The sequence below is a fragment of the Labrys sp. 22185 genome (genome assembly GCF_052045555.1).
Taxonomy (GTDB): domain Bacteria; phylum Pseudomonadota; class Alphaproteobacteria; order Rhizobiales; family Labraceae; genus Labrys; species Labrys neptuniae.
The window spans coordinates 16064-41647 of record NZ_JBQEPH010000011.1; the positions used below are offsets into that span (position 1 = coordinate 16064).

Consider the following 25584-nt stretch of genomic DNA (forward strand, 5'->3'; position numbering starts at 1 on the left):
AAGGACGAGCGGCGGATACCCACTCGATATGAAGCAGGACCCTTCCTCAGCCAGTAGCGAAGCAGCCACGAATTTGCTCAGATGGCGCAACAGGCTCGCGCCTGGAGCGGCCCGGGGGGAAGACGGCACAATGGTCAGCGATGTCGCCATCATCGGCGCGGGGGTCGTGGGATGCGCGATCGCCCGGCGCTTTGCGCTGGAAGGGCTCGCCGTCACCCTGATCGAGGCCGGCGGCGACATCCTCTCCGGTGCCAGCAAGGCCAACAGCGCCATCCTGCATACGGGCTTCGACGCTCCGCCCGGCAGCCTGGAACTTGCCTGCATCCGCGCCGGCTACGCCGAATATCTCGAGATCCACCAGGCTTTGGGGCTGCCGCTCCTGCGCAGCAGCGCGCTCGTCGTCGCCTGGAACGAGGCCGAGGAAGCCGGCCTGGCGGGCATCCGCGCCAAGGCCCTGGAAAACGGCATCGACAATGTCGCGCTGATTGGCCAGGCAGAACTGCGCGCCAGGGAACCGGGGCTATCGGAGGCGGCGCGCGCCGCCCTCTTCGTGCCGGACGAGGCTCTGATCGACCCCTGGAGCCCTTTCCTCGCCTATGTCGAGCAGGCCATGGCTCATGGCGCCACCGTCCTGCGCGGCACCCGTGTCATCGGCGGCCAGTTCGATGGCCGGATATGGCGCCTGGAAACCACGGCCGGGCCCGTCGAGGCTCGCAGCGTGATCAATTGCGCCGGCAACCATGGCGACGAAATCGACAAGGCGCTTCTCGGCCAGTGCGCCTTCGAGATCCGTCCGCGCAAGGGCCAGTTCGTGGTGTTCGACAAGGCGGCCTACAGGCTGGCTGCGGCCATCATCCTGCCGGTGCCCAATGAACGCACCAAGGGGGTGGTGGTCACGCGCACCGTCTTCGGCAACCTGCTCGTCGGCCCCACCGCCGAGGAACAGCAGGACCGCGACCGGGCCGATGTCGACCACGACGCGCTCGAAGCCCTGATTCGCCGGGGCATCGAGATCCTGCCGGCCCTGGCCGGCATGCCGGTGACCGCCTGCTATGCCGGGCTGCGGCCGGCCACGGAGAAGAAGGACTATCGCATCGATGCCTATGCCGAGCGCAACTGGATCAGCGTCGGCGGCATCCGCTCGACCGGCTTGTCCGCCTCGCTCGGCATAGCCCGCCATGTGCTGCGCCTCTACCAGGAGGCAGGCGGCAGCATCGCGCCCGTCGCAGCCGGCCCCGCCTCCCCGATGCCCAATCTCGCCGAGCACCTGCCGCGCGATTACGACCGGCCGGGTTACGGGGAAATCATCTGCCACTGCGAGCTGGTGACGAAGCGCGAAATCGAGACTGCCCTGTCCCGCCCGCTGGCTGCCGGCGATTTCGGCGGCCTGAAGCGACGCACGCGTTGCGCCATGGGGCGCTGCCAGGGCTTCAACTGCAGCGCCAGGCTGGCGAGCCTGACCCAGGGACGTTTTACCGTGCCCCTCGACAGCGGAGCGGCGCGATGAGTGCCGCCAAGGCGATAACGCCGGATGTCCTCGTCGTCGGCGGTGGTCCCGCCGGCCTGTCGGCGGCAACGACGCTCCGGGAACTCGGCGTCGACAAGGTCGTGCTGCTCGAACGCGATACGGTCGTGGGCGGTATTCCCCGCCATTGCGGCCATTCGCCCTTCGGCATGCGCGAATTCCGCCGCATCCTCTCTGGCACGCGCTATGCGGCCCGGCTGGAGGCCCGCGCGAGGGACCGCGGCGTCGAGATCCTCACCCGGCATAGCGTGCTCTCGGTCGGGGACGGCGTTGTCAGGGCGGTATCGCCCGATGGCCCCAGCGAGTTCAGGCCGCGGCGCATCCTGTTGGCCACCGGCACGCGCGAGGCTTCGCGTGCCGCGCGGCTGGTGTCGGGCGAGCGCCCGCTCGGCATTCTCAACACGGCCGCCCTGCAGGCCTATGTCCATCTGGAAAAGCTCGCGCCCTTCCGCCGGCCGGTGATCGTCGGCACCGAACTGGTGGCGATGTCGGCCATCCTCACCTGCCTGTCGGGTGGCATCCGCCCGGCCGCGGTGATCGAAGCGAACGCCGACCCCACGGCCCGCTTTCCCTTCTGGCTGCTGCCGCGCCTGCTCGGCATTCCCGTGCACTACCGCACCGAAATCGGCGCCATCAATGGCAAGGGCCGGGTGCAGGAGGTGGTCGCGCGCTCGCAGGCGGGAGAGCTCGGCATCGATTGCGACGGCGTGCTGTTCACCGGCGCCTTCACGCCGGAATCGGCCCTGGCGCGCCTCGGCGGCCTGGCGATCGACCAGGGCAGCGGCGGGCCTGTCGTCGATGCCTTCGGCCGAACCCGCGACGGCGCAATCTTCGCCGCCGGCAACCTGCTGAGGCCCGTGGAGACCGCCGGCTGGTGCTGGGCCGAGGCGCGGCGCATTGCCGGCAGCATCGCCCGCGACCTCGAAGGCGGACTGCCCCCGCGCCGTGCCAGCATTCCCATTCGCACCGGGGCGGGCATCAAGCTGGTCGTGCCCCAGGAAATCGACTCCAAGAAAATCGACGTCAAGGAAATCGATCGCGTGGATCTGCCGCGCGCCTTGCCGGAACTCCAGCTGCGCTTCTCTGAACGGCTGAGAGGAACCCTCACGCTTTCGGCCGGCGATTCCGTGCTGTGGTCTCGGAGGATCACCTCGGCGCCGGAAAGGCGTATCCTGATTCCCACCGCGCATCTCGCCATCCCGCCTGCAGCGACCGAGCTGACATTGCAGGTGGTCCAGAGCAAAGCGCCATAGGAGCAATTCTCGATGGCAAATATCGTTGCGATCGACCAGGGCACCACCTCCACCCGCTCTCTGGTGGTAGGCGAAGACGGCGCCATCGCCATCGTCAAGGCGATCCGGCATGGCCAGCATCATCCCAATCCGGGCTGGGTCGAGCATGATCCGGAAGAACTGCTGGCCAATATCCGGATCTGCCTGGAAGCGGCCGGTCCGGCGGCGGCGATCGGCCTTTCCAACCAGGGGGAAAGCTGCCTGGCCTGGGATGCCACTACCGGCAAGCCTCTCTCCCCCGTGATCGTCTGGCAGGACGGCCGTACGGCGGACATGGTCGAAGGGCTGCGGACGGACGGCAAGGCCGCGACCGTGCTGGAGCGGGCCGGCCTGCCGCTCGACCCCTATTTCTCAGCCACCAAATTCCGCTGGATGCTCGACAACCTGCCCGAGGTCGCCAAGGCCCGCGCTGCGGGACGGCTGCGCCTGGGCACCACCGATGCCTTCTTCCTGCAGCGCCTGACGGGCGAGTTCGCCACGGATGCGACCACGGCGTCCCGCACCTCGCTGATGAATCTGGCGACGGGGGCCTGGGACGAGGAGCTCTGCGCCCTGTTCGGCGTGCCCCTCGACAGCCTGCCGCCGATCCGGCAGACCGTGGCAGCCTTCGGCAGGACGCAGACCGGGCCGATCACCGCGTCCCTGGTCGATCAGCAGGCCGCGCTCTACGGCCATCGCTGCCGTCGGGCCGGCGACCTCAAGATCACCTTCGGCACCGGCGCCTTCTGCCTGGCCGTCACCTCGACAATTCCCAAGGCGCCCTCGCTGACCGGCGGACTCTTGCCGACGGTGGCCTGGCATATCGGCGATCGCCCGACCTATGCCCTCGACGGCGGCGTCTACGATGTCGGCTCGAGCATCGAATGGGCGATCAAGACGGGCATCGCCAGCGGTGTCGACGATTTCCATCAGTTCCGGCAGCCGCCGGCGATCGAACGCGGGCTCGTCTTCGTGCCGGCCTTTTCGGGCCTCGCCTGCCCGCATTGGGACCGCACCGCCGCCCCCGTCATCATCGGCCTGACGCCGGCTTCCGATTTCGCGGACCTGCGCCAGGCCCTGCTCGAAGGCATTGCGCTGCTCACCTGCGACATCCTGGCGGCAATGGAGGCCGAGGTGCAGACCGGCGACGTGATCGCCATCGATGGCGGCTTGTCGCGCAGCCCCTATTTCTGCCAGTTCCTGGCCGACAGCGCCGGCAAGGCCGTCGCCTTGTCGGATTTCGACGAGACCACGGCCCTGGGCACGGCCCAGCTCGCGGCCCTCGGCATCGGCCTGGAAATACCAGCCGTGGCTGCCGCCAAGCGCAAGCTCTACGAGCCGAAGAACGCCCCTCGCCAGCAATGGCGTGCCCGCTTCCGCAGCGCCGTCGGCCGGACAACGGGCTGGCGCTGAGGGCGATTGGAACATTGTCCGGAGATGTTGGCTAAATGTGCCTTCCTTGATTTTGTTGGGTCACGCCGCCCCTCACCCTTACCCTCTCCCCGCAAGGGGCGGGGAGAGGGGGCACAGGCGTCGTGATTGATTCCCCCAACACTCCATCTCGCCTGGCGGTTGGGCGAGATGGGACCGTTTCGACACGAAATACTCGGTAGAAGTCCCCCTCGCCCCGTTTTGCGGGGAGGGGGTAAGGGTGAGGGCTACGCGACCTTGGCAACAGAGGTGAGCAAGGTGGCGACTTTCCAGCCCAATCCGGCAAGGCCCGTCAAATGGCAGATTGCATGCTGTTCAACAAACCCAGCTCGCCCAGATCGCGGCGCAGGCTGTCCGGGTCGCTGAAACGGATCGCCTTGAAGCCAAGGCGCGAGGCGGTGGCGATATTCTCAGCATTGTCGTCGATGAAGACGCAGGCATGGGCCGGCAAGCCGGTTTCCTGCAGGAAAAGCTCGAAAATCGCCGGATCCGGCTTGGCCAGCTTTCTCTCGCCCGAGACGATCAGGACCTCGAAATGGGAGAGGAAGGCATAGCGCTCGGCTGCGATCGGAAAGGTTTCGGACGACCAGTTCGAGATCGCATGCAGGGCCACTTCCTCCCGGCGCAGTTCCTCCAGGATGGCGACCGTCCCCTCGATGGCGCCGCCCAGCATCTCGGACCAGCGCGTGTGAAAGGCCGAGATCAGCTCGCCATGATGGGGAAATTCCCCGGAAAGCTCGGCCACGCCTTCGGCAAACGGCTTGCCGGCATCGAACTGGCCGTTCCAGGCGGGTGTGCAGACCTCGGCGAGGAAGCGGCGGGCGCTCTCCTCGTCCGGCAGGAGCTGGCGGTAGAGATAGAGAGGATTCCAGTCGATCAGCACACCACCGAGATCGAACACCACCGCCTTGATCGGGTCTGCCACGACTTTCTCCATTTGCCTGTTTGTGCGTCTATTTGCGTTAATATGCATTTTTACGCAATTTTATGCGCGAATGCAACGCCCCTTCTCGCCTGTCTTCGTGGCATGCTGCCTAATATCGCGCCTTGCCTTCCCGGCGCGCGCACCCGAAATTGCCGGAATGAACGATACGCCCCTGCATGTCCTGCTGATCGACGACAATGCGATGAGGGCGTCCGTCATCGAGGAAGGCCTGCGCGAGGCGGGGCACCAGCGCGTCACCATCATCACCCAGATGCGCCATCTGCTGCGACAGGTCGTCGAGGCCGATCCCGACGTCATCTTCATCGATCTGGAGAACCCCAATCGCGACGTGCTGGAGCAGATGTTCCAGGTCTCCCGCAGCGTGCACCGCCCGGTGGTGATGTTCGTCGACCAGTCCGACAAGGCCGCCACCGAGGCCGCCATCGATGCCGGCGTCTCGGCCTATGTGGTCGATGGCCTGCGCAAGGAACGCGTCCGGCCGATCCTCGACATGGCCATCAGCCGCTTCAACGCCTTCCATCGCCTGCGCGAGGAGCTTGACCGCACGCGCCAGGCCCTCGAGGACCGCAAGACCATCGACAAGGCGAAGGGCATTCTGATGAAGCGACGGGGCATCAGCGAGGAGGAGGCCTATGCCCTGCTGCGCAAGACGGCGATGAATGAAAGCCGGCGCGTGGCCGAGGTGGCGCGCAGCCTCGTCACCGCTGCCAGGCTACTGGACAAATAGGCCTGATATGAGCGGTCACGACGCGGACGGCGCAAAATTCCAGGAGTACGGGCGATGAGCAGCAAGGACAGGGACAGTACCGCCGATCTGACGCTCGGCTTCATCCCGCTCGTCGACGCCGCCCCCCTGATCGTTGCCAGGGAAAAGGGCTTCGCTGCGGCCGAAGGCCTCGAACTCAGACTGGTACGGGAAACCTCCTGGGCCAATATCCGCGACCGCGTCATGCTCGGCCATTTCGATGCCGCCCATATGCTCGGGCCGATGCCGATCGCCTCCACGCTCGGCCTCGGGCATGTCGAGGTGCCGATGATCGCCCCCTTCTCGCTGGGCCTCGGCGGCAATGCCATCACGCTCGCGCCGCCGCTCTTTGCCCGAATGGAGCAGGAGGGTGCGGATCTTGCCGCCGGCCCGGCCGCCATCGGCGCCGCACTGGCCAAGGTGGTCGCCAAAAGGCAAGCGACGGGCCAGGCTCCCCTCACCTTCGCCGTCGTCCATCCCTTCTCGGGGCATAATTACGAACTGCGCTATTGGCTGGCCGCGGCCGGCATCGATCCCGACAGGGATATCCGGCTGGTTGTCCTGCCGCCCCCCTTCATGGTCGATGCCATCCGCGAGGGCCAGATCGATGGTTTCTGCGTGGGCGAGCCCTGGAACTCGCTCGCCGTCGAGGCCGGGGTCGGCGTGATCGCGGTGACCAAATCCACCCTCTGGCGCCAGGGCCCCGAGAAGGTCCTCGGTTTCCGCGCCGACTTCGCCGAGCGCGCGCCGGACCAGCTTGCCGCTTTGCTGCGCGCGCTGCATGCGGCGGCGCGCTGGGCTGGGGATGCCGGCCATCACGACGAGCTCGCCCATGTCCTCGCCGCGCCTGTCTATCTCGACCGGCCACCCGAGATCATCGGCCGGGCGCTCAGCGGCACCCTGGTGCGCCGCCAGCACCAAGCCGCCGCCGATATCCCCGACTTCCTGGTCTTCCACGACCATGCCGCCAACTTTCCTTGGGCGAGCCACGCCCTCTGGTTCTATTCGCAGATGGTGCGCTGGGGCCAGGTTGACTACAGCCCCGCCTTGGTCCGCCGAGCCGGCCAGGTCTATCGCCCGGACCTCTATCGCGCCGCCCTCGCCGGCACCGGCATCGACCTGCCCCGGGCGAGCGCCAAGGTCGAAGGCGCCCTGCGGCTGGCCACGCCGGTCGCCTCGCGCCACGGCACCATGGTGCTCGGCCCGGACGGCTTCTTCGACGGCAGGCTGTTCGATCCCGACGATATCGAAGCCTATCTGCGCTCCTTCGGCGTGCCAGCCTCCGGCTGACACTGGCCATTTCCTGCCTCGCGCCGAAAATATCGGCAAATCCATGCTGCGGCGCACAATATTTGATCTTGCCTAAAAAAGCAGCCTGCTTCTAAACTGCACAGACTAAGAGACACAGGTCTCTTTCCGCAGCAGGGTCAATGATGGCTCGATAAGCGGTTTTCCTCGAAGATTCTGGGCCGAAAAGCCCGGCGTCCACTGACGGACGCGAAACGGCAACGCCGCCGAACGATTCCTGCTGCCTCTCATCGGCGGGAATGGTTCGGCGGCTTTTTGTTTTGGCGCATTCAAGCACGCGGAACACGACGATGCAGACGCGGGACTTTCTCAAGGCCGGTCATTGGCCCACCCTCTTCGCCGCCTTCTTCTATTTCGACATGAGCTTCATGGTCTGGGTGATCCTCGGGCCCCTCGCCGTGCAAATCGCCGGCGACCTTCACCTCGATGCCGCCCAGAAGGGCTTGATGGTGGCCCTGCCCGTGCTCGCCGGCGCCTTCCTGCGCGTGGTCAACGGTTTCCTGGTCGACTATCTCCGGCCCAAGCTCACCGGCATCCTGGCGCAGCTCGTGGTGATCGCCGGCCTCCTCGGCTTCTGGGCCGTCGGCATCGACTCCTACAGCCAGCTGCTGTTTCTCGGCCTCATCCTGGGCATGGCCGGCGCGTCCTTTGCGGTAGCGCTCCCCCTCGCCTCGCGCTGGTATCCCCCACACTACCAGGGTATCGCCCTGGGCATTGCGGGCGCCGGCAATTCAGGCACGGTGTTCGCCGCCCTGTTCGCGCCGCTGCTCGCCACCATGGTGGGTTGGACCAACGTCATCGGTCTTGCCGCCATCCCGCTGGTCGTCGCCCTCCTGGTCTATCTCGCCTGCGCCAAGGACAGCCCCAACCAGCCACCGGCCAAGTCGTTCGGCGAATATGCCAGGATCCTGCGCCAGCCCGACGCCTGGTGGTTCATGTTCTACTACGCCGTCACTTTCGGCGGCTTCTCGGGCCTCGCCTCCTCGCTCGGCTTCTACTTCAACACCCAGTACGGGCTCGACGCCGTCACGGCGGGCTATTGCACGGCAGCCTGCGTGTTCGCCGGCTCGCTGTTCCGTCCCATCGGTGGCGCCGTCGCCGATCGCTTCGGCGGGATTCGCGTCCTCAGCGTGCTTTATGCCGTGGCCGCCGTCGCGCTGATTCTGGTGAGCTTCGGCTTCGCCCAGCTCTGGCTCGGCCTCGGTATCCTCGTCGTCGCCATGCTCGCTCTGGGCATGGGCAATGGCGCGGTGTTCCAGCTCGTGCCGCAGCGCTTCCGCGCCGAAATGGGCGTGATGACCGGGCTGGTCGGCATGACGGGCGGCGTCGGCGGCTTCTACCTCGCCTCCAGCCTCGGCCTCTCCAAGCAGTTCACCGGCACTTACCAGGCCGGCTTCCTGATCTTTGCCTTGCTGGCAGTGCTGGCCTTGACCGCCCTCACCCGCGTCAAGCGCCGCTGGCGCACGACCTGGACCCTCGAGGACGGCACCGCCACCGCCAGAATCTGAAATGGCCAGAATCTGAGGATCGAGACATGACGGAAAAGCTCCTGATCATCGGCAACGGCATGGCCAGCGTCAGGCTGTGCGAGGAACTCGCCGCTCACGCGCCGGGCCGGTTCGAAACCACCGTCGTCGGCGCCGAGCCGCGGCCGGGCTACAACCGGGTTCTGCTGTCAGCGCTGCTCGCCGGCGACATCGGCAGGGACGGCGTCAATCTGCGGGACGAAGCCTGGTATGGCGCCCAGGGCATCCGTCTGATCACCGGGCAGACCGTCACCGGCCTCGATCCAGCGGCCCGCACCGCCCATCTCGCCAATGGCACAGCCCTGTCCTTCGACCGGGTCGTGCTGGCGACGGGATCCTCCGCCATTCGCCTGCCCATCCCCGGCATGACATTGCCAGGGGTGATGACCTTCCGCGACCTCGCCGACCTGCCGGCCTTACAGGAAGCAGCCCGTCTCAACCGGCGCATCGCCGTAATCGGCGGCGGACTGCTGGGCATCGAGGCTGCCTATGGCCTGACCAAGGGCGGGGCCAAAGTCACCCTCGTCCATGTCATGGACCGCCTGATGGAACGCCAGCTCGACCGGCGAACCGCCGCCTTCCTCAAGCGGGCGGTGGAGCGCAAGGGCATCCGTGTCATGCTCAATGCCCAGACCCAGGAGGTCGCAGGCGAAGGCAGGGCGCAGGCCCTCCTCTTCGCCGATGGTTCGCACCTGCCCGTCGACATGGTGGTGGTCGCCGTGGGCGTGCGTCCCAATCTCGGCCTCGCCAAGAGCGCCGACCTGCCTGTCAGCCGCGGCATCCTGGTGGATGACGGCCTTGCCACCGTGGTGCCCTTCATCCACGCCATCGGCGAATGCGCCGAACATCGCGGCCAGGTCTACGGCCTGGTCGAGCCTGCCTATGAGCAGGCGCGCGTGCTGGCGCGCCGCTGGGGCGGCGACACCAAGGCCGCCTATGAGGGTACCGCCCTGTCGACCAACCTCAAGGTCTCCGGCATTCCGGTGTTCTCCGCCGGCGACTTCCTCGGCGAGGGCAATGACGACATCCTGCTGGAGGATCGCGGCGCCGGGCTGTGCAAGCGCCTGGTCCTGAAGGACAACCGCCTCATCGGCGCCGCCATGGTCGGCGAGGCCGAGGACGCCGTCTGGTACAAGGACCTGATCCGCCGGGGCAGCGACATCTCCGCCATCCGAGAAAGCCTGATCTTCGGCCGGGCCTTCTGCGAAACCGCACCTTCGCGGGTTCTGAGGGAGGCTGCATGATGGGCGGCGACTTCACCTCCGACCAGAAACGCTACCTCGAAGGTTTCGTCTCCGGCATGCAGGCCGTGGGCGGCGCCAAGGCGGCGCCCGTGGCGGCAGCACCCGTCCCCATGGGCCCGGACGCCACACACCTTCAGGCGCAGGATGCCGTAACTGCCGGTGGCGGCAAGCTTGTCGACCAGGAGAAATGGAAGCGGGCCGAACATCCCTTCGATGCCTATCCGCGCCTGAAGGCCCAGGCCAGGGACGGCGCCTTTCCCAAGCCCGAGGACAATTTCCGCTGGCGCTATTTCGGCCTGTTCTATGTGGCGCCCGCGCAGTCGAGCTACATGGTACGGCTGCGCATTCCCAACGGCATCCTCAACCATTGGCAATTCGCCGGCATGGCCGACGTCGCCGAGCAGATGGGCGGGGGCTATGCCCATGTCACCACGCGAGCCAATCTGCAGATCCGCGAGGTGATGCCGGATAATGCGCCCCGCGTGGTCGAGGCCATCCAGGATCTCGGCCTGTGCTCGCGCGGCTCGGGGGCCGACAATATCCGCAACGTCACCGGCTCGGCCACCGCCGGCATCGATCCGCAGGAACTGGCCGACACCCGGCCGCTCGCCCGCGAATGGCACTATCACATCCTCAACGACCGCTCGCTCTACGGCCTGCCCCGCAAGTTCAACGTGGCCTTCGACGGCGGCGGGCGCATCGCCACGCTGGAGGAGACCAACGACATCGGCTTCCAGGCCGTGCGCATCGGCGGCGAGATCTGGTTCCGCCTCGTGATCGGCGGCATCACCGGCCATCGCGACCTCGCCCGGCCCACCGGCGTATTCTGCAAGGCCGAGGAATGCTGCGCCATCGCCGACGCCATCGTGCGGGTGTTCATCGACAAGGGCGACCGCACCAACCGCACCAAGGCGCGCATGAAATATGTCCTCGATGCCATCGGCTTTCCGGCCTATCTCGAGGCCGTCGAAGCCAAGCTCGGCCGCAAGCTCACCCGCCTGCCCGAGGACGGGGTCGATCCCCGCCCCGCCTTCGACCGCCTGGCCCATATCGGCGTGCACCCCCAGAGCCAGCCGGGCCTGAACTGGATCGGCGTCACCCTGGGTGTCGGCCGGATGGATGCCGGCCAGATGCGCGGCCTTGCCGCCATCGCCCGCGATTTCGGCGACGGCGACATCCGCCTCACCGTCTGGCAGAACCTGCTGATCTCCGGCGTGGCGGATGCGAAGGTCGAAGACGCCAAGGCCGCGATCGAAGCGCTCGGCCTCGACTGGAAGGCAACCTCGCTGCGCGCCGGCCTGGTGGCCTGCACCGGCGCCACCGGCTGCAAGTTCGCCGCCGCCCACACCAAGGAACACGCCCTGGAGATCGCCGATCACGTCGACGCCCGGCTGGCGCTCGACGTGCCCGTGAACGTGCATCTCACCGGCTGCCATCATTCCTGCGCCCAGCATTATATCGGCGATATCGGCCTGATCGGCGCCAAGGTGACGCTCAACGAGGAGGGCGACCAGGCCGAGGGCTATTCGATCGTGGTCGGCGGTGGCTATGGCGACCAGGCCAGGATCGGCCGCGAACTCTGGAAGGAGATCCGGGCCGAGGACTGCCCCGGCAAGGTCGAGGGCCTGCTGCGCCTCTATCTCGAACGCCGTCAAGATTCGACGGAGAGCTTCCAGGCCTTCACGACCAGGCACGAACCGGAAACCTTGCGCGGCCTGGTCGACGACAGGGAGCTTGCCGGCGCATGAACATGATCGCCATCCCGCCCCAGCGTTCGCTCATTCCCGAAAGCGCGCCCTTCAGCCCGGAGCAGAGGGCCTGGCTCGACGGCTTTTTCGGTGCTGTCCTCGCCGCCCAGAGCGGCACCGCCGTCGCCGACATGCCGGGTGCCGTTACGGCCGGGCCCGATCAGCCTGCCGGCCCCACTTTGGCCGACAATGACGAGGCGCCCTGGCACGACCCGAGCATGGCGCTCGACGAACGCCTCGCTCTGGCCAAGGACAGGCCGTTGGCGCCGCGCCTGATGGCGGCGATGGCCCAGCAGGATTGCGGCCAATGCGGCTACAACTGCGCCGACTATGCCAACGCGCTTTTCCTGGGCAAGGAAGAACGCCTCACCCTGTGCGCACCGGGCGGCAAGGAAACCGCCCGCATGCTCAAGGCCCTGGCGCAGGAGATCGGGCAGGGCGGCACCGCTTCGACTGCGAGCCCTGCGGCGCAGGTAAAGGATGCCTCGACCGAAGTCAGCCAACCGACGGCTGCTGCCGGCCTGCCCGGCCGTTCCCGCGACAATCCGGTCGCCGCGCGATTCCTGTCGCGCCGCCGGCTCAATGGCGCGAAATCCGCCAAGACGACCTGGCATGTCGAGTTCGACCTGTCCGACAGCGGGCTCGATTATGTCGCAGGCGATAGTTTCGGCGTGGTCCCGAAGAATCAGGTGGGCCTCGCCGACCAGATCATCGCCCTGCTCGGCGCCCGCCCCGAAGCCCTGATCGACGGCAAGAGCTTGCGCGACAGGCTGATCGAGGATTTTTCGCTCGGCACGCCGCCCGACAGCCTGTTCCAGCTCCTGTCCTATCTCAGCACCGGCGATCTGCGCCGCAAGGCCCGGGCATTGGCCAATGGCGAGGATCCGGACGGGGACGCGGCAACGCTCGACGTGCTCGCCGTGCTCTACAAGTTCCAGGGTATCCGCCCCGGCGCCGAAGCCTTCCTCGAGGCCCTCGATCCCTTGCAGCCCCGGCTCTATTCGATTTCCTCCTCGCATAAGGCCAATCCGGGCCGGATCTCGCTCACCGTGGATACGGTGCGCTACCGTATCGGTGCGCGCGACCGGCTCGGCGTTGCCTCGACCTTTCTGGGCGAGCGCGTCGCCGAGGGCGAGGAGCTCAAGGTCTATGTGCAGAAGGCCCACGGTTTCCGCCTGCCCGAAAACGGCGAGACGCCGGTGATCATGGTCGGGCCGGGCACGGGGGTTGCCCCGTTCCGCGCCTTCCTGCAGGAGCGCAAGACCGAGAGCGCCAGCGGGCGCAACTGGCTGTTCTTCGGCCATCAGCATCGCGACCATGATTTCTTCTACGAGGAGGAATTCGCCGCCATGCGCGAGAGCGGCCTGCTCACCCGCCTCTCCCTCGCCTGGTCACGCGATGCCGAGGGCAAGTTCTATGTGCAGGACCGCATGCGCGAGGTCGGGGCCGATCTCTGGCGCTGGCTGGCCGAGGGCGCACACTTCTATGTCTGCGGCGACGCCAAGCGCATGGCGCGCGATGTCGAACGCGCCCTCGTCGACATCGTGGCGCAATGGGGCGCCCGCTCCACCGAGGAGGCGGCCAGTTTCGTCAACGGCCTGAAGAAGGCCGGCCGCTACCAGGCCGACGTGTATTGAGGGGGGCGGCGCGATGACACCCTTACCCAAAAAGGCGCGAATACCCTTCTCCCCTTGCGGGAGAAGGTGCCGTAGCGTGGTCCTTTCAGGACCACGCGTTCAGGTTAAGAAACTGGGGGCGGATGAGGGGAGAAACGCAACCTTGGCAAGTGTCCGCCGCCCCCCCTCATCCGGCGCTTCGCGCCACCTTCTCCCGCAAGGGGAGAAGGGTATTCGCGCCTTAAAATCCAGGCCCCGGAGACCCCACCCATGAACGTCTCCATGCCCGCCCCCGATCCTGCGACGATCGCACCCGTCCCGGCCCCCGTGCGCACCACCTGTGCCTATTGCGGGGTCGGCTGCGGTGTCGTCGCCACCGCCGATGGCCAGGGCGGTGCCGACATCGCGGGGGATGCCGCCCATCCCGCCAACCAGGGCCGGCTCTGCGTCAAGGGAGCGGCGCTCGGGGAGACGCTGGCCACCGGGCATCGCCTCCTCCATCCCACCATCCACGGCGTGCGCACCACCTGGAACCGGGCCCTCGACGCCGTCGCCAAGGGGTTCAGGGACACGATCGAACGTCACGGTCCGAATGCGGTGGCGCTCTATCTCTCGGGTCAGCTGCTGACCGAGGATTATTACGTCGCCAACAAGCTGATGAAGGGTTTTGTCGGCTCGGCCAATGTCGACACCAATTCGCGCCTGTGCATGGCCTCCACGGTTGCCGGCCATCGCCGCGCCTTCGGCGCCGACATCGTGCCGGGCTGCTACGAGGATCTCGACGAAGCAGACCTCGTGGTGTTGACCGGCTCCAACACGGCCTGGTGCCATCCCGTGCTCTGGCAGCGCATCGAACAGGCCCGCAGCAGGCGTGGCACCCGCATCGTGGTGATCGATCCCCGTCGGACCGTGACGGCCGACAGCGCCGACCTGCATCTTCCCGTCGCGCCGGGCATGGATGCCGTGCTGTTCGCCCGCCTGCTGGTCGAAATCGCCGAAAGGGGCCCCGCCAACACCGATTATGTCGCCCGCCATACCGATGGATATGACACCGCCCTCGCCAATGCCCGCGAGATCGCCCCCAGCCGCGCTGAAACCGCCGTCCGTTGCGGTCTCAGCGAGCAGGCTCTCGCCGCCTTCCTCGACTTGTGGATCGAGACCCCGCGCGTCGTCACCTGCTTCAGCCAGGGTATCAACCAGTCGGCCCAGGGGACCGACAAGGTCAACGCCATCCTCAATGCCCATCTCGCCGCCGGCCGCATCGGCAGGCCCGGCTGCGGCCCGTTCTCGCTCACCGGCCAGCCCAATGCCATGGGCGGGCGCGAGGTCGGCGGCCTCGCCAACCAGCTTGCCGCCCATATGGGCTTTGCGCCGGACGAGGTCGATCGCGTCGGCCGCTTCTGGCAGGCCCCGCACATGGCCGGGAAGGAGGGCCGCAAGGCAGTCTCGATGTTCGAGGCGATCGAGCGTGGCGAGATCCGCGCGCTCTGGGTACTCTGCACCAATCCGGCCGCCAGCCTGCCGCGCGCCGACGCCATGCGAACAGCCCTGCGCCAGCTCGATTTCCTCGCCGTCTCCGAGGTCAGTGCCCATGTCGACGGCCTCACGGATGCCGCGACCGTGGTGCTGCCCTCGGCCGCCTGGGGCGAGAAAGACGGCACCGTCACCAATTCCGAGCGGCGGATCTCGCGCCAGCGTCCCTTCCTGGCACCTCCCGGCGAGGCCCGGCCCGATTGGTGGCAGATCTGCGAAGTCGCCAAGAGACTCGGCCATGCCGAAGCCTTCGAGTACACCGCCCCCGCGGCGATCTTTCGCGAGCATGCCGCCCTGTCCGCCTTCGAAAACGACGGCGCGCGCCTGTTCGACATCGGAGGCCTCGCCGATCTCACCGACGAAGCCTATGATGCCCTCGAGCCCGTGCAATGGCCGCTGCCATCAGGCCGGGATGCCGGTACGCAGCGCCTGTTCGCCGAAGGCGGCTTCGCGCATGCCGATGGCCGCGCCCGCCTCGTCCCGCTGGCGCCGCCGGCATTGTCGGCCTCGCCGACCGCGGAGCATCCGCTCCTGCTCAACACCGGCCGGGTGCGCGACCACTGGCACACCATGACCCGCACCGGGCTCAGCCCGCGCCTTGCCCAGCACCGCAACGCCCCCTTCGTGGAAGTGCATCCCGCCGATGCCGAACGCTTCGGCCTGGAGGATGGCGCCTTCGCCGCCGTGAGCACGGGCGAGGGACAGGTCGAACTGCGGGTGGTGGTCACGGACAGCCAGCAGCCCGGCTCGATCTTCGCGCCGATCCACTGGACCGATGCCAACGCCGCCCGCGCCCGTATCGGCTCGCTCGTGCATGCCCGCACCGATCCGGTCTCCGGCCAGCCCGATTCGAAGACGGTGCCGGCCTCGATCCGCCCTTGGGCGATGCAATCGGAAGGCTTCATCGCCTCGCGCCATCGCCTGCCCCTGCCAGCCTGGCTCAGCCATGCCCGCATGACGGTCGCCGACGGCGAAATCGTCCATTTCGCCAGCCCGCGCGCACCGGGCCCGCTGCACGATCTCCTCTCGAACTGGCTCAATCTGTGGACGAGCCCGCTGCACCAGCGCAATCCCGCCGCCGATCTCTACCGCTCCGCCTCGATCGTGGACCATCGCCTTGAGATCCTGCTTTCCACCGGCCCGCGCCGGGACGACGACGGCGCAGCCTGGGCCACGGACCTGCTGACCCGCGAGCATATCGACGCGGCCACGCGCCGTTTCATCCTGGCCGGGCGCGCACCCGATCCGGGCATCCGCCCCAGCCGCCAGGTCTGCGCCTGCTTCGGCATCGATGAGGCCCGTATCGAGGCAGCGGCACGCAGTGGCGCCGACAGTGTCGAGGCGATCGGCGCGGCCTTGAAGGCCGGCACCAATTGCGGGTCCTGCCGGCCGGAAATCCGCAAGATCCTGGAAGGCTGCCGCCAGCCGGCCTGAGCCGGCGGACGAGACGTCCGCTCTGCCTTGATCACTCGCCCCGGGCGATCCAGCGCGATGCCTTTTCGGCGATCATCAGGGTCGGTGAATTGGTGTTGCCGCTGGTGATCGCCGGCATCACCCCGGCATCGACCACGCGCAGGCCGTCGATGCCGCGGACGCGCAGATGGCTGTCGACCACCGCCTCGGGATCGTCGGCCCGGCCCATCCTGGTGGTGCCGACGGGATGGAAGATGGTGCTGGCGATGTCGCCGGCCAGGCGTGCCAGTTCCTCGTCGGTCTGGAACTCGATACCCGGCTTCCATTCCACCGGCTTGTAGGGGGCCAGCGCCGGCTGGCTCACGATGTTGCGGACATGGCGCAGGCTGTCGGCGGCGACCTTGCGGTCCTCCTCCGTCGAGAGATAGCTGGGGGCGATGGCCGGCGCATCGCCGGCCCGGTTGGAGCGGATGCGCACGCTGCCCCGGCTGGTCGGATTGAGATTGCACACGCTCGCCGTGAAGGCCGGGAAATTGTGCAGGGGTTCGCCGAAGGCGTTCAGGCTGAGCGGCTGCACATGATATTCCAGATTGGCATGGGCCTTGCCGGGGTCGGAGCGACTGAAGGCGCCGAGCTGGGAAGGCGCCATGCTCATCGGCCCACTGCGCCGGAGCATATATTCGAGGCCGATGCCCATCTTGCCGGTCAGGCTGCTCGCCAGCGTGTTGAGCGTGCGAGCCCCCTCGATCTTGAACACGGCCCGGATCTGCAGATGATCCTGCAGGTTCTCGCCCACGCCCGGCAAATCGTGCACGACCTCGATGCCATGGGATTGCAGCAGGCCGGCCGGGCCGACGCCGGATAGCTGCAGGATCTGCGGCGAGCCGACCGCGCCGGCGCAGAGGATGACTTCGCGCTTGGCCTGGATTTCGATGGACTCGCCGCCACGCCGCAGGATCACGCCGGTACAGCGGCGGCGGCCGTCATCACCGGCCGTGAAAGCGAGGCGCTCGACCTCAGCCTGCGTCCACACCGTGAGATTGGGACGCGCACGCGCCGGGCGCAGGAAGGCCTTGGCGGTGTTCCAGCGCCAGCCGGCCTTCTGGTTGACCTCGAAATAGCCGACGCCCTCATTGTCGCCGCTGTTGAAATCGTCGGTGCGCGGCACGCCGGCCTGCACGGCCGCTTCGGCGAAGGCATCCAGGATATCCCAGCGCAGGCGCTGCTTTTCGATGCGCCATTCGCCGCCATGGCCATGCATGTCGGAAAAGCGGCTGTTGTCGCCGGTGACGGGATCGGCCCCGCCATCGAGGCGATAGTGATTCTCATGCGCCTTGAAGTCGGGCAGGCTGTTCGCCCAGTTCCAGGCCTCGTCGCCCGTCGCGGCAGCCCAGCCGTCATAGTCGCGCGCCTGGCCGCGCATATAGATCATGCCATTGATGGAGGAACAGCCGCCCAGGGTCTTGCCGCGCGGATAGCGCAGCGAGCGCCCGTTCAGGCCGGGCTCGGCCTCGGTCTGGTAGAGCCAGTCGGTGCGCGGATTGCCGATGCAATAGAGATAGCCGACCGGGATATGGATCCAGGGGTAGTTGTCCGGCCGCCCCGCTTCCAGCAGCAATACCTGCCGGCTGGGATTGCTGGAGAGCCGATTGGCCAGCAGGCACCCGGCCGAGCCACCTCCCACCACGATGAAATCGAACGGGCCCGCCAAAGAGCCGGACTGCTCAGCCTTGCCGCGCGACATGCTTCCACCCTTGATATCAGCGCCACCAGTCATAGCCGGGCTTGCCGCTGCTCTCCAAACGGAAATGAAAGGAGCTGCCCCGGTGCCGCCGGCCCGGGAGGCCACGACTTTGCCCCGCGACTTGGCAACATGATGTGGAAGCGCGAATCAGGAGGGAGTGAAGCCCCGCCGGCTACCGCGACGAAAACCGGCAGGGCCACACCCGCACAAGCCCCTTCGAGGGGAAAGGGGTCTGCACACTTTGCTTGTCGATCATGCCGGAGGCTATTTCCGGCGGAACAGCAGCGATCAGATGCCTTTCTCGATCGCCTCGTTCAGGTCCTGATATTCCTCGCAGCCGGTACCGCAGAGCGTCTTGATGGTGTCCAGCTGCTGTTTGGCCAGATCGAGTCGCCCCTTGATCACATAGGCCTCGCCCAGATATTCGCGGACCTGCGCATATTGGGGATCGGCCGCCACCGATTTCAGATAATAGCCGATGCCTTCATCGGTCCGGCCGAGTTTGCGCGTGGCATAGCCGCGATAGTTGAGGGCCTTGGCGGTATTCGGATCCTTGAGCAGGTCCAGGACCTGCAGCGATTCGTCGTAGCGGTCGGCCTTGGCGAGCACCCAGGCATAGTTGGCCATGTCGTCATCGGGCAGCGCTTCGGATTTCAGCTTGAGGCAGGCTTTCTTGCGGGTGCTCCAGACCTGGCCCCGCGGGCAGGTGGTCATGTCGGTGATCGGCTTGCCCTGGGTGGCACCGCCTCCACCGCTGGAGCCGTTGCCGCCTCCCCCACCGCCGGCACCGCCACCGGAACCACCTCCACCGGAACTGCCGCCACCACCGCCGCCACCGCCCGCGGCGAGGGCCGCGCCCGCGGCCAGCAGAAAGGCTGTCGAAAGAACCGTGACCGCCAGGCGGCGTGTCGAAGGCTGGACTAAGGACATGATGTCTCTCCCTTGCATGGATGCCGGGAAAACACCTGGAATGGGATATTATTCGCCTCAGTGTTACTTTCGGGAGAGCAGCGCGGGGCGACCCGCATCTTTCTCCTGCGCCCGCCGAACCAATCGGCGATTCGGCCGTCACTTTCCTTGACTCTGCGGCTCATGGCTGTATAAGCCACGCCAGCGCGCGGCCTTTGGGCCGCGTGCCTTTTTTCGTGGCTACCCGATTTCGCAAAAACGGGTGGTTGATATCAACGACTGGAAAAGCCGGCCGCTGCGGGGACTTTGCTCAGGCAAGGACCCGATCCGTCTCGTTTCCCTTCAGGGAGCAGGGCGGGCGAAAGCCGGGTCCGAACGAGGAAAAACATGTTCGCGGTCATCAAGACGGGCGGTAAGCAATACCGCGTCAATCAGAATGACGTTCTCCGCATCGAGAAGCTCGATGCCAAGGTGGGTGAGATCGTCGTGTTCCCCGAGATCCTGGCTGTCGGCGGCGACGCCGGCCTGACCTTCGGGGCCCCCACGGTTGCCGGTGCTTCGGTTGCCGCCGAAGTGGTCGAGCAGGACCGTGACGACAAGGTCATCGCTTTCAAGAAGCGCCGCCGTCAGAATTCGAAGCGCAAGCGCGGCCATCGCCAGCACCAGACCGTGGTGCGGATCTCCGAGATCCTCACCGGCGGTGCCAAGCCTTCCAAGGCTGCGGCCAAGCCCGCCCAAGCTGCCAAGAATCTGGCTGCCAAGGACGAAGCTCCCGTCGCTGCCGCCGCCGTTCCGGCCGGTGGTCTCGATGCCTCCAACCTCTCGCTGATCTCGGGCATCGGCCCGACCATCGAGAAGAAGCTGCGTGCCGCCGGCATCAACAGCTGGAACGACATCGCCGCCTGGACCGATGCCGACATCGCCAAGTGGGATGAAGAGCTCTCGCTGCGCGGCCGCGCCGCCCGCGAAGAGTGGGTCATCCAGGCCAAGGAACTGCTGGACGGCAAGCCGCCCCGCGCCAAGGTCGACCAGGCCGAGCAGGCTTCCGGCAAGGATCTCTGAGCCGGTTTCGGAGCGATGGGGTCGACAACAGCCCGGCTTTCGGGCATTGTCGCCCCCGATTGATGGATTTCACCGCCGTGTCACAGCACCGGCGTAGATAGGATTCGAGGAGTTATCGCCATGGCTCACAAAAAAGCAGGCGGTTCGTCGCGCAACGGTCGTGATTCGGCCGGTCGTCGCTTGGGCGTGAAGAAGTTCGGTTCGGAAGCCGTCGTTGCTGGCAACATCATCGTGCGCCAGCGCGGCACGAAGTGGCATCCGGGCGTCAATGTCGGCATGGGCAAGGATCATACCCTTTTTGCACTTACCGACGGCCGAGTGGACTTCCGCACCCGAGCCAACGGCCGAATTTACGTCAACGTCGCCACGACCAAAGTAGCAGCAGAATAATCCCGGCGGGTCAGAAGCTCCGCCGGCTCCACTGGACCGGCGGACCTGAAAAGACCCCATTTGGGACTCCAGGTTGACGCAGGGGCGGTGGAGAAATCCAGTCCGCCCCTTCTTCTTGCCAGGAGCCCATCATGCCCCCTTACAAGTCTCTCCCGGCCATCACCATTGCCTCGATCGAGATCGAGACCCTGCGCCTGGTGTTGCGCAAACCCCATCTCGGCGACGTGCCCTCGATGGCGCGCCTTGCCAATGATTCGGCGGTGGCGTTGATGACGGGACGCCTGCCCTTCCCCTATGGCGAGACCGACGCCGAAACCTTCGTGCGCTATCAGGACGAGGCTCGCAAGGCCGGCAAGGAACTCGCCTTCGCGATCGAATGCCGCGACAGCGGTGCCTTCCTCGGCTGCATCGGCTTGCGCTTTCCCAAGCGCGAAAGCGCGGAGATCGGCTATTGGCTGGGCAAGCCCCATTGGGGCCAGGGGCTGGCGACGGAAGCGGCGCGGGCCCTGATCGACCACGGCTTTTCGACCCTGCCGATCACCTCGATCACCGGCGAATGCCGGGTGATCAACGAGGCCTCGCGCCGGGTGATGGAAAAGTGCGGGCTGCGCTATGTCAATTCCGGCCTGCAGCATGCGCCGGCCCGTGGCGGCGCCCTGCCGATCGATCGCTTCAGCCTGGCCCGCCCCGACTGGGTGAGCTTCAAGGCTTGGGTGCCGGCCGTGGTGCGCGAGGCGCCGCCGCTGGCGGAGCTGACTCCATAGAGGCCCCGCCGATCACGGATGCTTCCGCCTGGGCGATGCGCAGCGTATTCCAGCTCGTCGGCTCGGACGGCGCCTGCCTGGCATTGACGAGGTTGGTGCCGAGGCCGTTGGTGAGGGTCACCTGACCACCCTTGGTGGCGACGGTGACCACGCCATGCTCGACGAAGACGCCGAACACGCCTTCACTGGGGCCGGCGAAGAACTTGGTGCCGCGGGCGGCGATCAGGCCGAACGGTGTGGTGACGTTGAGCGGGCCGGAGGGCTGGTTGTCGGGCCGGTCGAACAGCATGGCACCGCGCTCCAGCACCAGGTCGCCGCCTCGGTCCACCAGGAACTTGTCGATGCGCACCCGCGTGCGTTCGCCCAGGGACAGGCGCGTGGCATCCCCGAGCCGCGCCGCCAGCCGGGCGCCTTCTCCGGTTGCCAGCATGTCGTCGATGAAAACCGGCTCGCCGACCTGGAGGGCACGTTTCTCGCCCTTGAGCTGCCCGGTGGTCTGCCCGGTGACGGCCAGCACGGTGCCGGCCTCGACGATCTGCATCGCCGAGGCGACACCCGGCCGCAGCCCGGCAAGGGCCAGGCCGGCAAGCACGGTACGGCGGTGAATCAACATGATGACGCTTCCTTGTCCCTATCCGTCCTGGGGCGGAAAGCCACGAAACACAATCCTTGTCCGAATGCCATAGGCCAAGGATTCCGTCTGGGCCGTGACAAGTGGCACGTGGCCAGCACTGGCTCCAATCCAAATCGAACCCGGCGCTGTAGAAAACCTCTAGAGCATTTTGCAATTCGGCAGAAGCACCCCGAATCGCAAATATGCATCGAACCCGGTTTCGAGATCGGGTTCGATGCTATGGGGCGAAACCGTTTTCGGCCCCAACGTGCTTTGTTTTAGTAGCCGCTGCGTTCGCAGACGCGCTGGCGCCGCTTGACGTAGCGCCCATAATAGTCGTCATACACCCGCACGACGCGATAATAGCAGCGGGGACGATATTGCCGGCGATAGCCGCCGCCATAGTCGTCATCGTCATAGCCGCCGCTGTTGTATCCGCCACCGCCATACCCCCCGCCCCCATATTGGGCGGAGGCTGGCAGCGGCGCCAGGGCGGCCGCGCCCAGCACGGCGCCCAGCAGCAGATAGCGAAGCTTCAGGCCGGAAATCGTCATCGCAGTTCTCCTCGCTCGAACACGATTCCGAAAAGCAGGGCCCGGCAAGCCGTGCGGGCAGGCTTTCGGATGATGATTGCTCAAAAGCGCTGCCTGTCGGGAGGAGAAACCGCACGAAACCATTCCGGCCATGCCGCCTGGCATGGCCTCTGCCTTCTTTTCCCCCCGGACGGGAACGGATCGCAGGATCCGTCCCGGCGACGCTGACCGGCTCCATTGCTCCGCAAAGAGCGGACGAACCCGATCAAGCCATCATCACGCCATCACTCTAGCCCGTCTGTTCCCGCTGAAACAGCTCAACTTTTGCGGGAGTTGCCCTTTCTTCTCCACCATCGTCAGGAGGAAACGCTCGAGCTGTCCTGGCCTCGCGTCTTCCAAAGCGAGAAGACGATGCCGCCGACGATGATCGCCACGGTCACGATCAGGGCGAGGGCCGGATCGACCTTGCCGACGAGATGGCCCCAATAGATCTTGCCGCCGATGAAGACGAGGACGAGGGCCAGCGCATATTTGAGGTAGTGGAAGCGATCGATCATCGCCGCCAGAGCGAAATAGAGCGCCCTCAGGCCGAGAATGGCCATGATATTGGCGGTGTAGACGATGAAGGTATCGGTGGTGATGGCGAGAATGGCCGGCACCGAGTCCACGGCGAAGACGATGTCGGCGACGTTGATGACGATCAGGGCCAGCAGCAGCGGCGTGGCATGCAGCAGGTTCCGGCCGGTGGTGCGGTCCGGCTGGCGCACCACGAAGCGGCTGCCATGCAGGTCCTCGCTGATGCGCATATGGCGGCGCAGGAAGCGCACCAGCCAGTTTTCCTTGAACTCGGCATGGTCATCCGAGGCCACCAGCATGCGAAGGCCGGTCAGGATCAGGAAGGCCGCGAAGATATAGAGCACCCAGCCATAGCTCTGCACGATGCTGGCGCCGGCCGCGATCATGATGCCGCGCAGCACCACGGCGGCTAGGATACCCCAGACCAGGGCGCGATACTGATAGGCGGGCGGCACGGCGAAGTAGCGGAAGATCAGTGCGATGACGAAGACATTGTCGATCGACAGCGACTTCTCGATGAAATAGCCGGTGAAATAGTCGAGCGCCGGGCTGGTGCCGTCGGGGCGGGTATCCATGCCCCACCAGATGGCACCGCCGAAAGCCATGGCGATGGCGATATAGACAGCCGACAATTTGAAACTGTCGGCGACGCTGAGCACCTTGTCGTCGCGGTTGAGCACGCCGAGGTCGAAGGCGAGCAGCAACGCCACGAAGGCGAGGAAGGCCAGCCACATCCAGGTCGGCTGGCCGGCAAAATCGGAATACAGGAAATCGAGCATCGTGCCGGACCCTTTTGCTTCGAGAACATCGAAGCCGGCTCCGACATCGCGTCATGCAGGGCATGCGCCAGAGGGGCCCGGTAACCGGCGCTTTCAAATCGCCGATACGGGCATGTCCCGTCAAGGGGAGGTCACATTAAGCTTTGCTCATCTGGAGCAGGACGGGCTGCAGGCGCCATGCGGCCCGACAACGAAAAAGGCCGGAGCGCAAGGCCCCGGCCCGAAAAGTCAGTCATGCAACCAGCCTTAGTGGGCAGTCGTCATTTTCTTTTCGATTTCGCGCTTCAGGCGCAGGGCCGGCGCGGAAAGCTCATCCTTGGAGGCCTTGATCAGCCAGGCGTCGAGGCCACCATTGTGCTCGACGGTGCGCAGGCCGGCGGCCGAGACGCGCAGGCGCACGGAGCGGCCGAGCACGTCGGAGATCAGCGTGACATTGTGCAGGTTCGGCAGGAACTTGCGCTTGGTCTTGACGTTCGAATGGCTCACCTTGTGGCCGGTCTGAACGCCCTTCTCGGTCAACGAGCAACGGCGGGACATCTTGTCTATCCTTCTCGATTCGGAACGGCGCCGCTGCAGCGGGGCCAGGGCAGATCCGGAAGAACCTGCCGGTGTTAAGAGGGTCCGGCAATCCTGCATGGCTTGCGCCGACAGAACCGCTTGGGCAAAAAGAAAACCGCCACCCCAGAATGGGGGCGGAACCTCCCGCCAAAATTTGTGTGGGTTGCTATAGTCGGGAGCTTGTGCCGCGTCAAGAGTTTGACTCTAAACTTGGGCCGCATGCGCGAGAGGGCTTGCCTTCCGCTGTGCTTGCCTGTATCAGGGCGGCGCATCCGCAAGGATCGCCTTCTGAACGACCGTTGGCGCCGCTTTAGCTCAGCCGGTAGAGCACATCATTCGTAATGATGGGGTCGCGTGTTCGAGTCACGCAAGCGGCACCACTTTCTCAGCCCCATACCATTGGTTCGTACCATCAGGGCTGACAATCAATTCCACATGTCGGGATAATGGGCCGGGCAGACGCAATGCCGGCTGGTGCGCGGCGGGTCGATCAGGCGGCCTGCAAGCGGCGCGAGCAAAGCTTCGACCCGTTCGGCTGAACGGACGGCCGCTTCCGTGACTTGATAGGGGGAATCAGCATTGCTCAGGCTGATCTCCAGCCGATCCGCCTGCACATGGGCATAGACGGGCTGCCCCGCCAATTCGACAAAACCAGGCTGCCGGATGCCCGCACTGCCCGGCACGATGGAAGCGAACCTGCCGAATTCCTCGGCCGTATAGGCGACGCCTGGCACAGGTTGTGGGGAGCCGGGCGCAACGACCTCCAGCACGATACCGAGGGCGGCACAGACATCCGCCAGATCGGCCCCTGCCTGGAGGCCGATGGCCACCAGCAGTTCATCGCCATCATTGGCATGGCCACCGACCGCCCGGCAGAACCGGAAATAACGGAGCCTGCGCGCCCATTGCGCGATCTGCTGCCGGTCATGGCGTTCAAACAGATAGAGGTTCCAACGATCGTCGCTCATGCGTGGAAAGGTCCCCGCCAAGTCTCAATGGGCTTTTCGACAACGCTCCTCGTGGCCAATATCGAGAATCCCTGCAAGCATTCAAGATCCCGCAGCTTCCTTTCGCCCGCCATATTGGCCGCCGCCGGCACATGGTCCAGCCCCGACAGGCGGCAGAACGGATTGGACGCCGTGGCGTCGCTATGGAGCACGATCTGGTCTTTGCCACCCAGAAACATCGAGGACGAGATCATCGATCTGACCAACGGTTTCAAGGATCGGCGCCCGTCCGGGCATCCTGTCCTTGCCGTTCGGGAAAAATGGCTTGCCCGGATCAGCAAAGCCGCATCATGATCACAATCGCTTTGAAAAACAGACCTAAAGACAAGGTCAACCAGGGGGG

General features: G+C 66.2%; 22 protein-coding genes and 1 tRNA gene. 15 read left to right on the forward strand and 8 right to left on the reverse strand.

Annotation, left to right across the window (positions count from 1 at the left end):
- Positions 1 to 130 precede the first annotated feature (130 nt).
- From ACTJKX_RS20920 to ACTJKX_RS20930, 3 genes are read left to right on the forward strand one after another with little or no spacing between them, the layout of a single operon-like run.
- Positions 131 to 1507 (forward strand): NAD(P)/FAD-dependent oxidoreductase, encoded by a 1377-nt coding sequence (locus ACTJKX_RS20920; RefSeq protein ID WP_440726378.1) that lies wholly within the window; start codon positions 131 to 133, stop codon positions 1505 to 1507.
- Complete coding sequence (locus ACTJKX_RS20925) at positions 1504 to 2778, forward strand: NAD(P)/FAD-dependent oxidoreductase (protein WP_440726379.1); 1275 nt, start codon at positions 1504 to 1506, stop codon at positions 2776 to 2778. Before ACTJKX_RS20920 ends, ACTJKX_RS20925 begins: the two co-directional genes overlap by 4 nt.
- Positions 2779 to 2790: 12 nt before the next feature.
- Positions 2791 to 4209, forward strand: a complete 1419-nt coding sequence (locus ACTJKX_RS20930) for an FGGY family carbohydrate kinase (RefSeq protein WP_440726380.1) — start codon at positions 2791 to 2793, stop codon at positions 4207 to 4209.
- A 310-nt stretch (positions 4210 to 4519) separates the two neighbouring features.
- Here the strand turns inward: ACTJKX_RS20930 and ACTJKX_RS20935 are convergent, their stop codons facing one another.
- Positions 4520 to 5152, reverse strand: coding sequence for an HAD family hydrolase (locus ACTJKX_RS20935; RefSeq protein ID WP_440726381.1), 633 nt, complete (start codon positions 5150 to 5152; stop codon positions 4520 to 4522).
- A gap of 157 nt (positions 5153 to 5309) precedes the next feature.
- Here ACTJKX_RS20935 and ACTJKX_RS20940 point away from each other — a divergent pair, with 157 nt between their 5' ends.
- The 7 genes from ACTJKX_RS20940 (at position 5310) to ACTJKX_RS20970 (ending at position 16327) form a co-directional block, all read left to right on the forward strand.
- A complete protein-coding gene (locus ACTJKX_RS20940) occupies positions 5310 to 5900 on the forward strand; it encodes an ANTAR domain-containing response regulator (RefSeq protein WP_367623491.1) in 591 nt (196 codons plus the stop codon).
- A gap of 54 nt (positions 5901 to 5954) precedes the next feature.
- Positions 5955 to 7208 carry a CmpA/NrtA family ABC transporter substrate-binding protein gene (locus ACTJKX_RS20945; protein WP_440726382.1) on the forward strand — a complete coding sequence of 418 codons (1254 nt, stop codon included), beginning with the start codon at positions 5955 to 5957 and terminating at the stop codon, positions 7206 to 7208.
- 308 nt (positions 7209 to 7516) lie between these two features.
- On the forward strand, positions 7517 to 8734 hold the full coding sequence (locus ACTJKX_RS20950) for a nitrate/nitrite transporter (protein WP_311934024.1): 1218 nt from the start codon (positions 7517 to 7519) through the stop codon (positions 8732 to 8734).
- Between the two features lie 26 nt (positions 8735 to 8760).
- Complete coding sequence (locus ACTJKX_RS20955; RefSeq protein ID WP_440726383.1) at positions 8761 to 9996, forward strand: NAD(P)/FAD-dependent oxidoreductase; 1236 nt, start codon at positions 8761 to 8763, stop codon at positions 9994 to 9996.
- Positions 9996 to 11744 carry a NirA family protein gene (locus ACTJKX_RS20960; protein ID WP_440726493.1) on the forward strand — a complete coding sequence of 583 codons (1749 nt, stop codon included), beginning with the start codon at positions 9996 to 9998 and terminating at the stop codon, positions 11742 to 11744. Before ACTJKX_RS20955 ends, ACTJKX_RS20960 begins: the two co-directional genes overlap by 1 nt.
- Positions 11741 to 13381 carry a sulfite reductase subunit alpha gene (locus tag ACTJKX_RS20965; protein ID WP_440726384.1) on the forward strand — a complete coding sequence of 547 codons (1641 nt, stop codon included), beginning with the start codon at positions 11741 to 11743 and terminating at the stop codon, positions 13379 to 13381. The genes ACTJKX_RS20960 and ACTJKX_RS20965 overlap by 4 nt, the downstream gene beginning before the upstream one ends.
- Positions 13382 to 13630: 249 nt before the next feature.
- Complete coding sequence (locus ACTJKX_RS20970) at positions 13631 to 16327, forward strand: nitrate reductase (protein WP_440726385.1); 2697 nt, start codon at positions 13631 to 13633, stop codon at positions 16325 to 16327.
- Between the two features lie 31 nt (positions 16328 to 16358).
- On the opposite strand, the gene ACTJKX_RS20975 is transcribed toward ACTJKX_RS20970, so the two are convergent.
- Together ACTJKX_RS20975 and ACTJKX_RS20980 are read right to left on the reverse strand one after the other, a co-directional pair.
- Positions 16359 to 18050 (reverse strand): GMC family oxidoreductase, encoded by a 1692-nt coding sequence (locus ACTJKX_RS20975; RefSeq protein ID WP_440726386.1) that lies wholly within the window; start codon positions 18048 to 18050, stop codon positions 16359 to 16361.
- A 288-nt stretch (positions 18051 to 18338) separates the two neighbouring features.
- Complete coding sequence (locus ACTJKX_RS20980) at positions 18339 to 18980, reverse strand: tetratricopeptide repeat protein (RefSeq protein WP_440726387.1); 642 nt, start codon at positions 18978 to 18980, stop codon at positions 18339 to 18341.
- Positions 18981 to 19346: 366 nt separating this feature from the next.
- Between ACTJKX_RS20980 and ACTJKX_RS20985 the strand changes: the two genes are divergently transcribed.
- The 3 genes from ACTJKX_RS20985 (at position 19347) to ACTJKX_RS20995 (ending at position 21175) form a co-directional block, all read left to right on the forward strand.
- A complete protein-coding gene (locus ACTJKX_RS20985; protein WP_311934030.1) occupies positions 19347 to 20021 on the forward strand; it encodes a 50S ribosomal protein L21 in 675 nt (224 codons plus the stop codon).
- A 120-nt stretch (positions 20022 to 20141) separates the two neighbouring features.
- Positions 20142 to 20411, forward strand: a complete 270-nt coding sequence (rpmA, locus tag ACTJKX_RS20990; RefSeq protein WP_068283371.1) for a 50S ribosomal protein L27 — start codon at positions 20142 to 20144, stop codon at positions 20409 to 20411.
- A 131-nt stretch (positions 20412 to 20542) separates the two neighbouring features.
- A complete protein-coding gene (locus tag ACTJKX_RS20995; RefSeq protein ID WP_440726388.1) occupies positions 20543 to 21175 on the forward strand; it encodes a GNAT family N-acetyltransferase in 633 nt (210 codons plus the stop codon).
- Here ACTJKX_RS20995 and ACTJKX_RS21000 read toward each other — a convergent pair.
- The 4 genes from ACTJKX_RS21000 to rpmB all read right to left on the reverse strand — a co-directional run bounded on the left by ACTJKX_RS21000 (position 21114) and on the right by rpmB (position 24213).
- On the reverse strand, positions 21114 to 21788 hold the full coding sequence (locus tag ACTJKX_RS21000) for a FecR family protein (protein ID WP_440726389.1): 675 nt from the start codon (positions 21786 to 21788) through the stop codon (positions 21114 to 21116). The two genes, ACTJKX_RS20995 and ACTJKX_RS21000, sit on opposite strands and share 62 nt — an antisense overlap.
- A 278-nt stretch (positions 21789 to 22066) precedes the next feature.
- A complete protein-coding gene (locus tag ACTJKX_RS21005; RefSeq protein ID WP_068283375.1) occupies positions 22067 to 22342 on the reverse strand; it encodes a hypothetical protein in 276 nt (91 codons plus the stop codon).
- Between the two features lie 335 nt (positions 22343 to 22677).
- Positions 22678 to 23676: a TerC family protein gene (locus tag ACTJKX_RS21010; protein WP_311934033.1), complete on the reverse strand. Its 999-nt coding sequence runs from the start codon at positions 23674 to 23676 to the stop codon at positions 22678 to 22680.
- A gap of 246 nt (positions 23677 to 23922) precedes the next feature.
- Positions 23923 to 24213, reverse strand: coding sequence for a 50S ribosomal protein L28 (gene rpmB, locus ACTJKX_RS21015; protein ID WP_311934034.1), 291 nt, complete (start codon positions 24211 to 24213; stop codon positions 23923 to 23925).
- A 325-nt stretch (positions 24214 to 24538) separates the two neighbouring features.
- Here rpmB and ACTJKX_RS21020 point away from each other — a divergent pair.
- Positions 24539 to 24614: transfer RNA gene (locus ACTJKX_RS21020), tRNA-Thr, on the forward strand.
- Between the two features lie 45 nt (positions 24615 to 24659).
- Here ACTJKX_RS21020 and ACTJKX_RS21025 read toward each other — a convergent pair.
- Positions 24660 to 25202, reverse strand: a complete 543-nt coding sequence (locus ACTJKX_RS21025) for a hypothetical protein (protein ID WP_440726390.1) — start codon at positions 25200 to 25202, stop codon at positions 24660 to 24662.
- Between the two features lie 51 nt (positions 25203 to 25253).
- Here ACTJKX_RS21025 and ACTJKX_RS21030 point away from each other — a divergent pair, with 51 nt between their 5' ends.
- Complete coding sequence (locus tag ACTJKX_RS21030) at positions 25254 to 25535, forward strand: hypothetical protein (protein ID WP_440726391.1); 282 nt, start codon at positions 25254 to 25256, stop codon at positions 25533 to 25535.
- The last annotated feature ends 49 nt before the right edge of the window (positions 25536 to 25584 follow it).